This window comes from Blautia massiliensis (ex Durand et al. 2017), assembly GCF_051861785.1.
In the GTDB taxonomy this organism is placed as follows: domain Bacteria; phylum Bacillota; class Clostridia; order Lachnospirales; family Lachnospiraceae; genus Blautia_A; species Blautia_A luti_A.
The window spans coordinates 1240312-1253571 of the sequence record NZ_CP146725.1 but is presented as its reverse complement, the minus strand read 5'-3'; the positions used below and the strand labels follow the sequence as shown (position 1 = coordinate 1253571).

The 13260-nt window shown below is 46.7% G+C and carries 13 protein-coding genes; 10 read left to right on the top strand and 3 right to left on the bottom strand.

The window, feature by feature from the left end; all coding sequences use genetic code 11:
- Positions 1 to 201: 201 nt before the first annotated feature.
- From V9W66_RS05985 to glpK, 4 genes are all read left to right on the top strand, one after another.
- Positions 202 to 933, top strand: coding sequence for a glycerophosphodiester phosphodiesterase (locus tag V9W66_RS05985; RefSeq protein WP_144100520.1), 732 nt, complete (start codon positions 202 to 204; stop codon positions 931 to 933).
- Positions 934 to 1075: 142 nt separating this feature from the next.
- Positions 1076 to 2194 (top strand): Ldh family oxidoreductase, encoded by a 1119-nt coding sequence (locus V9W66_RS05980; protein ID WP_144093919.1) that lies wholly within the window; start codon positions 1076 to 1078, stop codon positions 2192 to 2194.
- A 213-nt stretch (positions 2195 to 2407) separates the two neighbouring features.
- On the top strand, positions 2408 to 2983 hold the full coding sequence (locus V9W66_RS05975; RefSeq protein ID WP_144093920.1) for a glycerol-3-phosphate responsive antiterminator: 576 nt from the start codon (positions 2408 to 2410) through the stop codon (positions 2981 to 2983).
- A gap of 51 nt (positions 2984 to 3034) precedes the next feature.
- Positions 3035 to 4534, top strand: a complete 1500-nt coding sequence (glpK, locus tag V9W66_RS05970) for a glycerol kinase GlpK (RefSeq protein ID WP_144093921.1) — start codon at positions 3035 to 3037, stop codon at positions 4532 to 4534.
- Positions 4535 to 4659: 125 nt separating this feature from the next.
- On the opposite strand, the gene V9W66_RS05965 is transcribed toward glpK, so the two are convergent.
- Entirely contained in the window at positions 4660 to 5067 is a 408-nt protein-coding gene (locus V9W66_RS05965) for a DUF6465 family protein (RefSeq protein WP_144093922.1), read from the bottom strand.
- 171 nt (positions 5068 to 5238) lie between these two features.
- Here V9W66_RS05965 and holA point away from each other — a divergent pair, with 171 nt between their 5' ends.
- Positions 5239 to 6234, top strand: a complete 996-nt coding sequence (gene holA / locus V9W66_RS05960; RefSeq protein WP_144093923.1) for a DNA polymerase III subunit delta — start codon at positions 5239 to 5241, stop codon at positions 6232 to 6234.
- A gap of 3 nt (positions 6235 to 6237) precedes the next feature.
- Here holA and V9W66_RS05955 read toward each other — a convergent pair whose 3' ends face one another.
- Together V9W66_RS05955 and rpsT are read right to left on the bottom strand one after the other, a co-directional pair.
- Positions 6238 to 6810: a M48 family metallopeptidase gene (locus V9W66_RS05955; RefSeq protein WP_186290048.1), complete on the bottom strand. Its 573-nt coding sequence runs from the start codon at positions 6808 to 6810 to the stop codon at positions 6238 to 6240.
- A gap of 114 nt (positions 6811 to 6924) precedes the next feature.
- Positions 6925 to 7188: a 30S ribosomal protein S20 gene (gene rpsT, locus V9W66_RS05950; protein WP_022426951.1), complete on the bottom strand. Its 264-nt coding sequence runs from the start codon at positions 7186 to 7188 to the stop codon at positions 6925 to 6927.
- 292 nt (positions 7189 to 7480) lie between these two features.
- Here rpsT and gpr point away from each other — a divergent pair, with 292 nt between their 5' ends.
- The 5 genes from gpr (at position 7481) to hemW (ending at position 13219) form a co-directional block, all read left to right on the top strand.
- Positions 7481 to 8410 carry a GPR endopeptidase gene (gpr, locus tag V9W66_RS05945; RefSeq protein ID WP_144093924.1) on the top strand — a complete coding sequence of 310 codons (930 nt, stop codon included), beginning with the start codon at positions 7481 to 7483 and terminating at the stop codon, positions 8408 to 8410.
- A 23-nt stretch (positions 8411 to 8433) separates the two neighbouring features.
- Entirely contained in the window at positions 8434 to 9804 is a 1371-nt protein-coding gene (locus tag V9W66_RS05940; RefSeq protein ID WP_243121679.1) for a stage II sporulation protein P, read from the top strand.
- An 82-nt stretch (positions 9805 to 9886) separates the two neighbouring features.
- Positions 9887 to 11695, top strand: a complete 1809-nt coding sequence (lepA, locus tag V9W66_RS05935; protein ID WP_144093925.1) for a translation elongation factor 4 — start codon at positions 9887 to 9889, stop codon at positions 11693 to 11695.
- A gap of 11 nt (positions 11696 to 11706) precedes the next feature.
- Positions 11707 to 12093 carry a hypothetical protein gene (locus tag V9W66_RS05930; protein ID WP_144093926.1) on the top strand — a complete coding sequence of 129 codons (387 nt, stop codon included), beginning with the start codon at positions 11707 to 11709 and terminating at the stop codon, positions 12091 to 12093.
- Entirely contained in the window at positions 12083 to 13219 is a 1137-nt protein-coding gene (gene hemW, locus V9W66_RS05925; RefSeq protein WP_144093927.1) for a radical SAM family heme chaperone HemW, read from the top strand. Before V9W66_RS05930 ends, hemW begins: the two co-directional genes overlap by 11 nt.
- The last annotated feature ends 41 nt before the right edge of the window (positions 13220 to 13260 follow it).

The window sequence follows — 13260 nt, the reverse complement described above, 5'->3', positions numbered from 1 at the left end:
TTTGTTTGCCATAGAACAAATTATGCAAAATGCACAAAAAATATTAGTACTTAAAAGAATAATTAATTAAAAAATAACAATATATATATATATAAACAGATAAAAAATGTTGAAAATAAATAAACGCTATGATATAATTGGAAAAATGAATTAGCAAAAATGCTCACAATGATGTAATGTATTGAATGGAGGATGATTAGAATGAAAGTATTTGGACATCGTGGTTTCAGCGGAGAATATCCGGAGAATACAATGCTGGCGTTTCAGAAGGCTGTGGAGGCTGGCTGCGAGGGGATCGAGCTTGATGTACAGCTGACCAAGGATCTGGTTCCGGTGATCATGCACGATGAGAAGGTTGACCGTACCACAGATGGAAACGGATATATCTATGATCTTACATATGCTGAGCTGTGTAAACTGGATTGCAGTTATCCGGATAAGTTTGCCGGAAAATTCGGCAGGCTTCAGATTCCGACTCTGAGAGAGTATTTGGAGTGGATGGCAGAGGAGGAAGATCTGATCACAAACATCGAGCTGAAGAACAGTGTTTATTATTATGGTGGTATGGAAGAGAAGGTTATTGATATGATCTGCGAATATGGTCTGGAGGATCGGATCATTCTTTCCTCTTTCAATAACGCATCCATTGTATTGTGCAGACAGAGTGATGAGACTATTGCAGGAGGCTTTCTGGTAGAGAAATACGTGGATAATGCAGGGGTTTATGCAAGAACCTGTGATGTGCAGTATTATCATCCGAATCTGGAATACCTGAAGGAAGAACATGTACGCAGCTGTTCCCAGAACGGGATCGGGGTGAATGTCTGGACTGTAAACGAGGAAGAGGATATGAGAAGGATGAAGAAATGGGGAGTAAACTCCATTATCACCAATTATCCGGACAGAGGAAGAGCAGTGGAAGATGAGGATTGACACTGCGAGGTAAAGACGCTTTCTGTGCGGCACATACAGGAGGCAGGCTAAATTTGAAATCTCCGGCAGGAGGGGGTCCTGCTGCAGATCTATATAAGTAAAATAAAAAAACTATAATAATGTACATGGAGGGGTTTTTACAATGGAGAAAGAAACAAGACCTTTTATTTCCTGGCAGCTTGCAGACGATTTTATGACTGCAGTATTTGAGAAAATGGGAGTTCCAACAGAGGATGCAAGACTTTGTTCTGACGTACTTCTGGAAAGTGACAGACGTGGAATTGAGAGCCATGGCTGCAACCGCTTTAAACCGATCTATATCGACCGTATCAAATCCGGAATCTTAAATCCTGTAACAAAGATTGATATTCTTAAAGAGACACCGACAACTGCAGTTCTTGATGCTAACGATGGTATGGGAATGGTAGCCAGCAAGAAGGCTATGGACATGTGTATTGAAAAAGCACATAAATACGGCATGGGTATGGTTGCAGTCCGTAACTCTTCCCATTATGGAATTGCAGGATATTGGACAGGTCTCGCAGCAAAAGAGAATATGATCGGTATCAGCGGTACCAACGCAAGACCATCCGTTGCACCGACATTTGGTGTTGAGAATATGCTTGGAACCAACCCACTGACATTTAGTATGCCTACAGATGAGCCGTTCCCGTTTACACTGGACTGTGCAACATCTGTTATCCAGAATGGCAAGATCGAATACTACGCACGTATTAACCATGATACTCCTAAGGGTCTTGTTATTTCCAGAGAAGGAGAGGAGCTTACAGACAGTGCAGAGATCCTTAAGAAGATCAGAAGCCAGCAGGCAGCCCTTGCTCCTCTCGGTGGATTTGGTGAGACGACCGGAGGATATAAGGGATACGGATACTCTACTGTTGTTGAGATCCTTTCCGCTGCTCTTCAGTCCGGTCTCTTCCTGAAAGCTCTGGAGGGTAAGGATGAGGAGGGAAAGCTCCGTCCATATCATCTTGGACATTTCTTTATTGCTATCGACACAGAGGCATTTATGGGTGCAGAGGCATTCAGGAAAACATGCGGTGATATCCTGAGAGATCTGAGAGGCTCCGAGAAGGCTCCTGGACAGGAACGTATCTACACAGCAGGCGAGAAGGAATATGATGTATGGATGTATCGTAAGGATAAGGGAGTTCCGGTGACAGAGGAAGTTCAGAAAGAGTTTATCGGACTTCGCGATGAATTCGGACTTACACAGTTCAAATTCCCGTTTGAGAAATAATGTATCTGCAGAAGGGAAGTCCATAGGGGCTTCCCTTCTTTTGCCAGAGAAGAAGATTGTCTGAGAATTGTAATACAGCCGGAAACAAAACAGATATATTTGGCAAATGCGTCTGGTCTTTGAAGCAATAAACTGATACAATAAGAATAATATCTTCAAACAATGCGCGGAGATAGTATGATATTGTGTGAACATTGCGGAGGAAGAGAGAAGATGAACAAAGAATTTCTGGACGCGATCGAGGCGAACCCGATCATAGCGGCTGTAAAGGATGAGCAGGGGCTTCAGAACTGTCTGGGCAGGGAGGAGCTTACCGTGATCTTTATCCTGTATGGAGATATCCGTTCTATTGGGGGAATTGTGGAGCGGATCCACCAGGCGGGGAAGATCGCGATGTCACATATAGACCTGATCACAGGTTTAAGCTCAAAAGAGGTTTCTGTGGATTATATTTGTAAAAATATCCATGCAGATGGGATCATTTCAACAAAAGCATCCATGATCAACAGGGCGAAGAAGCTTGGAATGTATACAGTTCTGCGTTTTTTCCTTATTGATTCCATGGCGATCAAGAATATTGAGAATCTGGGAAATCAGCATGAGCAGCTGCCGGATGTGGTAGAGGTTCTGCCGGGGCTGATGCCGAAGATTCTTAAACAGATATGTAAAACAAGCAAGGTGCCTGTGATCGCAGGCGGTTTGATCTCCGATAAGGAGGATGTGATGGGAGCCCTGGGTGCGGGGGCAGCAGCGGTTTCCACTACAAATCAGAAGGTATGGGAATTATGAGGCTGCAGAGGCATTGAGCCGCAGCCAAGAAATGTATTGGAGGATTTTTATATGGCAAAATATGTTATGGCGCTGGATTCCGGAACGACCAGTAACCGCTGTATTCTTTTTGATGAAAGCGGAAGGATCCGCAGTGTGGCGCAGAAGGAGTTTATCCAGCATTTTCCGAAACCGGGATGGGTAGAGCATGATGCAGGTGAGATCTGGTCCACACAGCTTTCTGTTGCCAGAGAGGCTATGAACCAGATTGAGGCAACGGCAGAGGATATTGCAGCGATCGGTATCACCAATCAGAGAGAGACCACTATTGTCTGGGATAAGAATACGGGACAGCCGGTTTATCATGCCATCGTATGGCAGTGCAGAAGAACCTCAGAATACTGCGACAGTCTGAAAGCAAAGGGACTGGAAGAAAAATTCCGTCAGAAAACAGGGCTTGTTATTGATGCGTATTTTTCAGCCACCAAGGTAAAATGGATCCTGGATAATGTGGAGGGTGCCCGCGAAAGAGCAGAGAAGGGAGAGCTTCTGTTTGGTACCGTGGAGACCTGGCTGATCTGGAAGCTGACCAAGGGAGCTGTTCATGTAACAGATTATTCCAATGCATCCAGAACGATGATGTTCAATATCAATACACTGGAGTGGGATGATGAGATCCTGGAGGAACTTGATATTCCGAAATGCATGCTCCCGCAGGTAAAAGAGTCCAGTGAGATTTATGGTGAGACAGATCCGTCCTTTTTCGGTGGAAGGATCCCGGTAGCCGGTGCTGCCGGGGACCAGCAGGCGGCGCTGTTCGGACAGGCCTGCTTTGAGAAAGGTGAAACCAAGAATACATACGGAACCGGTGGCTTTCTTCTGATGAATGCAGGAGATAAACCGGTATTTTCCAATAACGGGCTGGTTACGACCATCGGATGGGGACTTGACGGAGAGATCACTTATGTTCTGGAGGGATCCGTATTTGTGGCTGGTGCTGCGATCCAGTGGCTTCGTGATGAGCTTCATCTGGTGGATTCCGCATCGGATACCGAGTATTTTGCGGGAAAGGTACCGGATGCAAACGGCTGCTACATCGTGCCTGCGTTTACGGGACTTGGAGCTCCTTACTGGGATCAGTATGCCCGTGGCACGATCGTGGGGCTGACCCGTGGTGTAAATAAGTATCATATTGTGCGTGCGACTTTGGAATCACTTGCATATCAGGTCAATGATGTGCTGGAGGTTATGAAGGAAGATGCAGGAAGTGACCTTGCAGTTCTTCGTGTGGACGGCGGAGCAAGTGCAAACAACCTTCTCCTGCAGATTCAGGCCAATATCAGTAATGTGGCTGTAGAACGTCCGGAATGTATTGAGACAACTGCTCTTGGTGCCGCATATCTGGCAGGTCTTGCTGTGGGATTCTGGGAAAGCAAGGAGGCAGTACTGGAAAGCCGTGATGTGGAACGTATTTTTCGCACGGAGATCGATGACGAGAAGCGAAATGCCATGGTAAAAGGCTGGAGAGCTGCAGTAGGCTGCTCCAGAGACTGGATCAAAAAGATCCGGTAAAAGATAAAAAAGAAAAGTCATGCAGCGGGACCGGATGAAAATGTCCTGTGCATGGCTTTTTGCGTTTCCGGAATGTCACAGACAGACCGGCACAGTAAGTGATCGCGGAACAGATCCGCCGGAGTTTACAGAGTGGTCAGATCGATCCTGTAATCGTCGGAACCCTCTCCGTCAGCAGTGTAGTAAGCTGCTCTTTCTTCTGCATTTACATAGATGTGGAGCTCTTTGCCTTTCAGGCCCTTTGCTTCTGCATCTTTCTTAACAGCTGTCTCAAGGTCGGCAACTGTGATGGATGTCTCAAAAATTTCAAGTGTGATGCCGCTGATCTTATGATTTTTTACAGTGTTCTTAACTTCTTCTACTACTTCTGGTGCCTTGGCTGCTACAGTCTCTGTTGCCTTTTTGACTGCTTTAACGGTTTTTTCAGCTGCAGGTGTTTTTTCAATCTTTTCTACAGTTGATTTCACGGTAGCTTTGGCCTTGGTGGTTGCGCTCTTCAGGTTGATTGTTCTGCTGTTTCTTCTTTTTTCCATAATGGAACACTCCCTTCCACATATTTCGCTGACAGAACGGATCTGCCGGAATATGTACCTGTTTACAGTATCATGAATCCGGTGGAAAGTCAAATTTTTGCTTGGGTGTTGCATTTCCGGCAGTTGTCGTATAAACTGGATTACAGAGAAAATCAGACAGGGGTACAGAGATTGAAGAATATTCAGGAAGATATTAAAACAGGAAAATTTAAGCAGGTATATCTCCTTTACGGTGAGGAAGCCTATCTGAAACAGCAATATAAAAGAAATCTGGTGAAGGCTCTGAACCCGGACGATGATACCATGAATTTTACCAGATATGAGGGGAAGGGGATCGATGTCCGGGAGCTTTTGAGTCTTTGTGATACCATGCCCTTTTTTGCAGAGCGAAGAGTAGTCCTTCTTGAGGATACGGGATTCTTTAAGAACAAATGTGAGGAACTGGCAGATTATATGAAAGCTCTGCCTGATTATCTGTATCTGGTGTTCTGCGAGTCTGAAGTAGATAAAAGAAGCCGTATGTACAAGGCGGTAAAAGCCTGCGGCAGCATCGGGGAATTTAAACAGCAGGATGAAAAGACTCTTATGCGGTGGGCGGCAGGGATCCTTGGAAAAAATGGCCGCAGGATCACCCAGAGAGATGTGGAGCTTCTGCTGACTATGACGGGAACAGATATGGGAAATATAAGGATGGAGCTGGAAAAGCTGATCTCCTATACGGTCGGAAGAGATGTTGTGACGGCTGCAGATATCCAGGCTGTCTGTACCACGCAGACAACCAATAAGATCTTTGATATGGTGCGTGCGGTGACGGAGAAGAACCAGAAGCGGGCCCTGGATCTGTACTATGACCTTCTGACTCTTCGGGAACCGCCGATGCGGATATTGTTTCTTCTGGCGAAACAGTTTCGTCAGATCTGCCTGACCAAGAAAATGTCACAGGAGGGTCTTTCTCAAACCGAGATCGCTTCCAAACTGGGAGTACCCTCTTTTGTTGTGCGGAACCTGGCATCCTGTGCCAGATCCTACACTGTGGAAGAGCTGGAGAATGCTGTGCGGGATTTTGTGGATGCGGAAGAGGCGGTAAAGACAGGTACACTTGGAGATGTGCTCAGCGTGGAGCTTCTGATCGTGAAGTACAGCTCGGCGAGAGCAGTGAGAGCCTGAGTTTTACGGAGACGGGTTCTGCCACAGGGTCGCTCCGTTGTCCCTGAGCCATTTTTCGCAGACTTTATACTCCGGCATCACAGATGCCACCACTGCATAAAAGGCAGGGGAATGATTCATTTCTTTTCTGTGGGAAAGTTCGTGTACTACAACATAATCCAGGACTTTTTCCGGGGCGAAGATCAGCCGCCAGTTGAAGTTCAGGTTTCCTTCGCTGGTGCAGCTTCCCCAGCGGGTTTTTTGTTCCCGGATCGTGATACGGCCGTAGGTTACGCCTATTTTTCTGGCGTAGGCTGCGGTTTTTCTTTTGAATATTTTTCTGGCGGATTCCATATAATAACTGCGGCGGAATTCCGAAAGAGGCGGGTTTTCAGCCTGGGGCTGTGCCGGCTCAGTGGCAGCGTGTGAGAGATGCTCCAGGATCCAGCTTTCTTTCTGTGAGAGAAAACGCTGGATGGTGGAATCTGGCATTGTGTGTGGAGCGCGGACAGTTACCTGACCGGAAACGCTGACCTGGATCGCCAGGGTTTTCCGGCTGCTGCGGATAATGCGGTAGAGAAAGGGATGAGATATCATAAAAAAACTCCTTTTGGTCAATGCAGAAATCTATATACAAAAAAGACAGTCGCTGACGGTTCGACTGTCTTTCCTTTTACTTATAAGCTTATAACTAAAATATTCCGTGGTCTATTACGCAATGCTGTTGACAGCTTTGGAAAGACGGGAAATCTTTCTGGCGCAGTTATTTTTGTGATAAACGCCCTTGGATGTAGCTTTGCTGATTGTGGAGATTGCGTCCTTAAGAGCAACCTCTGCAGCTGCCTTATCCTTATTCTCAACTGCTGTCTCAACTTTCTTGATGGAAGTCTTAACTGCAGAACGGATTGCTTTGTTTCTTGCAGCCTTAGTGCTGTTAACTAAGATTCTCTTCTTTGCGGATTTAATGTTAGCCAATTCGTACACCTCCGATTCCTTAAAAATATAATATTAAATTACATTCACAGGAACAGACACGGGCGCTCCTATGAAACATGCTTATATATATTATTATACGTGCACAGGAATGTCAAGATGTTTTTCGCAAAAATTCCAAAAAAATATGCAAAAAATACCAGATGCTGTGTGGGAAAGGGGAAATGATACATATTTATGGGAAAAATGGAAATAATGAAAGGGAAAACACCGGTAAAGCTGCAGATAGCAGTGGAAAAGTCTTTGCAATCTTACAGAAAAAGAGGATGAGAGTATGGCTGGAAGGAGCAGAATCAGAACAGACCTGGCACTGGAAGCAACGGAACGATTTCAGGAGGAAAATGTAGAAGTACATGGAGTAGAGATCAGGGAAAGGTACGATGAAGAAAAGGATGTTCGGACTACCGTAGTGCGGATCACAACGGAAAACGGAGCCAGGACCATGGGAAAACCACAGGGAACCTATATTACCATTGAGGCACCGGATCTTTCCGTTCCGGATGAGGATTATCACAGGGAAATCTCGGAAGAGGTGGCACATCATTTAAGGGAGCTGATCGATCTTGGACGTCAGCAGTCGATCCTGGTGGTAGGACTTGGGAATCAGGAGATCACTGCGGATTCCCTTGGCCCCCGTGCAGTTTCCAACCTTCATATGACAAGGCATGTGATCCGGGAATATGGGCTGAAGAGCAATGAACATATGAAAATGCATCAGATCAGCGGGATCGTTCCGGGTGTGATGGCACAGACCGGAATGGAAACCCTGGAAATTGTTCGGGGTGTTGTTTCGGAGACAAAGCCGGATGTGGTGATCGCCGTAGATGCGCTGGCGGCCAGAAGTACGACAAGACTTAACCGGACGATCCAGATCACGGATACCGGGATCAGTCCGGGCTCCGGCGTGGGAAACCACAGGGAAGGCCTGAATGAAGAAAATCTTTCGGTCCGTGTGATCGGGATCGGTGTTCCGACTGTGGTGGATGCGGCTACCATCGTCCATGATTCCATGGCAGAGCTTCTGGAGGCGCTGGAGGAAGATGAGCAGAAGGAGTTTCTGGAAGAAATGATCTCACCGAAGCTTTACACCATGTTTGTAACACCAAAGGATGTGGATGAAACGGTACGATATTTAAGCTTTACCATTTCCGAGGGACTGAATCTGGCTTTTTCCGATAGTCTAATCGAAGAGGACAGGTCATAAAATACCATAAGAGGTGATCGTTGGTGACGAATATCCAGAGGGCTTTCTGCGTGGTTTTGAGCCTGATCTTCCTGGGTGTGGTGGCTGTCCTTCCGGGAGATTTTTTCAGGCATGGTGAGATCTACAGACAGCTGCCGCTGTATTGCTTTCTGGAAAAGAAAGCTCTGCAGAAGGAAAATGGCAGAGACCGGGAAACAGAGATGCTTTTGCAGGAAAAAAACGCAGAGCATCTGGGTGAAGAAGTGGAAGCAGAGAACCGAAAAGAGCAGGAGACACTGCTGATGGCCGAGGCGGAAGAGGCGGAGAAGAAAGAAGCCCTTCAGAAGAAGGAAGAGCTTCAAAAGAAAAAAGAAATCCAAAAGAAAGAAGCGGAAGAGGCAGAAATGGCAGGGAAAAAATCCTCTGCCGGCAAAAAAAATGAACAGGAGACTGTTAAGGGGAATACAGAACAGGAAGTTGCTGAGCCAGAAATTACAGAGCCGGGAGGTTCAGAACAGGAAGCTACGGAGCCGGGGGACACAGAACCGGAGACTCCTCCGTCAGAGGAGAACCAATCCGGTGAAAATACTGCGAAGGAACAGGAGACTGTGGCACTGCCACATCCGCAGATTGACTTGTCTCAGGCGAAACTGGCAGATTTTGACTATGTGATGAATCAGTTTTTTATATTGGATTCCAATACGGAGACGAATGCACAGCAGATCAGTGCGCTCCGTTTTCTGAAGGAGGATCTGTCCGTTAAAAAGGATTCATCGGTACCCCAGATCCTGATTTATCATACCCATTCCCAGGAGGCTTTTGCAGATTCAAGGGAAGGACAGACTGAGGACACTATCGTGGGAGTGGGAGATTATCTTACTGAACTTCTGGAAAAAACATATGGATATCAGGTCATTCATATAACAGATGCCTTTGATATGATGGGAGGAACACTGGACAGGAGCAAGGCTTATGATTATGCCAGGGCATCCATAGAAAAAGTGCTGGAAGAAAATCCCACCATTGAAGTTGTGATCGACCTTCACAGAGATGGTGTGCCGGATGAGCGTCATCTGGTAACGCAGGTGAATGGAAAACCTACTGCTCAGTTGCTTTTTTATAATGGATTAAGCTATACAGTCAGTCAGGGGGCAGTGAGTTATCTGCCCAATCCTTACATAGAAGAGAATCTGGCATTTTCCTTTCAGCTGGAATATCAGGCGGCACAGTATTACCCCGATCTTTACCGGGGGATCTATCTGGCAGGTCTTCGCTATAATCTGCATCTTAAGCCACGGGCTCTGCTTCTGGAGGCCGGAGCACAGACCAATACCGTGGAGGAAGTCCGAAATGCCATGGAACCATTTGCAGATATCTTAAACAGAGTTCTGAAAGGCAGTGACAAAGAAGGCTGAAATATGATATGATAAAAAGCAGTATGGAAAAATATGCGTTCTGAACGCTTTATACGAGAGAAATTTAAGGAGGACTTCCTGAATGATAGACCAGAGTAAAATTCGGAATTTTTGTATCATTGCACATATCGACCATGGCAAGTCAACACTTGCGGACCGTATCATCGAGATGACGGGACTTCTTACCGAGAGGGAAATGCAGGCCCAGGTTCTGGATAACATGGACCTTGAGAGAGAACGAGGGATCACCATCAAATCCCAGGCGGTTCGTATTGTATACAAAGCCAAGGACGGAAATGAGTATATTTTTAACCTGATCGATACCCCGGGACATGTGGACTTTAACTATGAGGTTTCCCGAAGCCTTGCTGCCTGTGACGGAGCGATCCTTGTTGTGGATGCAGCACAGGGAATCGAAGCTCAGACACTTGCCAATGTATATATGGCACTGGACCATGATCTGGATGTGGTTCCGGTGATCAACAAGATCGACCTTCCAAGTGCGGATCCGGAGCGTGTTATCAATGAGATCGAGGATGTGATCGGAATTGAAGCGCAGGATGCACCGCAGATCTCCGCAAAAACAGGACTGAATGTAGACCAGGTTCTGGAGCAGATCGTCAATAAGATCCCGGCGCCGGCGGGGGATATGGATGCACCTCTGAAGGCTCTGATCTTCGACTCTGTTTATGATCCTTATAAGGGTGTTATCGTATTTTGCAGAGTGAAGGACGGACGTGTGAAAAAGGGCACGAGGATCCATATGATGGCGACCGGATTCACCACGGAGGTTGTGGAGGTTGGATATTTTGGAGCGGGTCAGTTTATCCCGTGTGACGAGCTGACAGCAGGTATGGTCGGATATATCACAGCCAGCATCAAGAATGTCCGTGATACCCGCGTGGGTGATACGGTAACGGATGCGGACACCCCCTGTGCAGAGGCACTTCCGGGATATAAGAAGGTAAACCCTATGGTTTATTGTGGCCTTTATCCGGCAGATGGTGCCAAGTACGGCGATCTCCGTGACGCGCTGGAGAAGCTTCAGCTCAACGATGCTTCCCTTTATTATGAACCGGAGACATCGGTCGCCCTTGGATTTGGTTTCCGCTGCGGCTTCCTGGGACTTCTTCATCTGGAGATCATCCAGGAGCGTCTGGAGAGAGAGTATAACCTGGATCTTGTAACTACAGCACCGAGTGTTATCTATAAGGTCTATAAAACCAATGGTGAGATCATCGAGCTGACCAATCCCACCAACCTTCCGGATCCTTCAGAGATCGAATACATGGAAGAGCCTATGGTGAAGGCGGAGATCATGGTAACCACAGAGTTCATTGGTGCGATCATGGATCTCTGCCAGGAGAGACGTGGTCAGTATGAAGGCATGGAATATATGGAAGAAACCCGTGCACTCCTGAAATACAGACTGCCGCTGAACGAGATCATTTATGATTTCTTTGATGCACTGAAATCACGTTCCAGAGGTTATGCATCCCTGGATTACGAACTGGACGGATATGAGAGAAGTGAGCTTGTGAAGCTGGATATCCTTGTGAATAAAGAAGAAGTGGATGCTCTTTCCTTTATCGTGCATGCAGATACTGCTTACGAGCGCGGAAGAAAGATGTGTGAGAAGCTGAAAGACGAGATCCCGAGACAGCTCTTTGAGATTCCGATCCAGGCAGCTATCGGAAGCAAGGTCATTGCCAGAGAGACGGTAAGAGCCATGCGTAAAGACGTACTTGCCAAGTGTTACGGTGGAGATATCTCCCGTAAGAAGAAGCTTCTGGAAAAACAGAAGGAAGGTAAGAAACGTATGCGTCAGGTAGGTAACGTGGAGATCCCGCAGAAGGCATTTATGAGTGTCCTGAAGCTGGATGATAAATAGGAGATGACTTTTTGAAAAAAAATATAAAAAAACTGTTTCTGGCAGCAGGCCTTCTGGCTATAACAGGAGCTCTGCTTACCGGATGTGGTTCAAAGAAGAAAAATGCAGAAGAGGAAAGTGTGATCAAAATCAGTACAGCGCCGGGACCGACTGTCACTCCTGATCCGAAAACCGTAGATCCGGATGCAGTGACGAGCAATGGAAATCTGACAATGGTCAATGAGTACCTGGCAGAAAACGGCAGCGAGGCACTGGGGATCGATGGCGTGACACCGACACCGGCTGCTTCAGACGGAAGTACGGATAATGCGGATAGTGCCGGTGAAGATACAAGCTCCGATGAGGATAATGATACATCAGGTAGTGGTGGAGAGGAAGGAGCCATGGATGGAGAATGAGGCGAAAAAACCGCTGGAGCTCTATATCCATGTTCCGTTTTGTGTAAAAAAATGCGATTACTGTGATTTCCTTTCCGGACCTGCCGGAAAAGAGAGGCAGCGTGAATATTTCCAGGCTCTGGAAAGGGAGATCGCTGCTGTTCCGGATTTTTCGGAAAGGGAGATCGCCACAGTTTTTATCGGCGGAGGAACACCTTCCGTGCCGGATCCGTCTCTTGTTGGAGAGATGCTGGATCAGATCAGAAATAAGTTTTTTGTGGCCCCGGATGCTGAGATCACCATCGAAGCAAATCCGGGGACTTTATATAAAGAAAAACTTCAAATATATCTGGAACACGGGATCAACCGGCTGAGTCTGGGGCTTCAGTCCCCGCAGAATCGGGAATTAAAGATCCTTGGAAGGATCCATACGTGGGAAGAGTTTCAGGAGAGCTTTTTTATGGCAAGGGATGCAGGCTTTTCCAATATCAATATCGATCTGATGAGTGCCATTCCGGAACAGACCTATGCAGACTGGGAAAAAAATCTCCGCACGGTGGCAGGGCTTTCTCCGGAACATATTTCCGCCTACAGTCTGATCATTGAGGAAGGCACTCCTTTCGGGGAGAGAAAGCTGAAATTGCCGGATGAGGATACGGAGTACCGTATGTATGAGAATACGGCAGGGATCCTGGCGGAATATGGGTTTCATCAGTACGAGATCTCCAATTATGCGAAAGGCGGACGGGAATGCCGTCATAATAAGGGATACTGGCAGAGGATCGATTATCTGGGACTGGGACTTGGGGCGTCTTCACTTCTGGATCATATGCGTTTTTCCAATACTGCAGATATGAAGGAATATATTGGAAACAGTGCGTTTCCGGATAAGATCCGTCAGAATATGGAAAGCCTTACAGAGGCAGATGAGATGGCTGAGTTTATGTTTCTGGGGCTTCGGATGACAGAGGGCGTTTCAATGGAAGCGTTTGCGGAATATTTCGGAAAAAATATGGAAAACGTTTACGGAGAGATCCTGAAAAAACATCTGGAGATCGGAATGCTGGAACAAAAAGGAGACAGGATATATCTTTCGAGAAAGGGAATCCATGTGAGCAATGGAGTGATGGCGGATTTTCTGCTGTAGAAAAATTTGTCGATTTTTTCACCTTGACGAACGGATGTTCT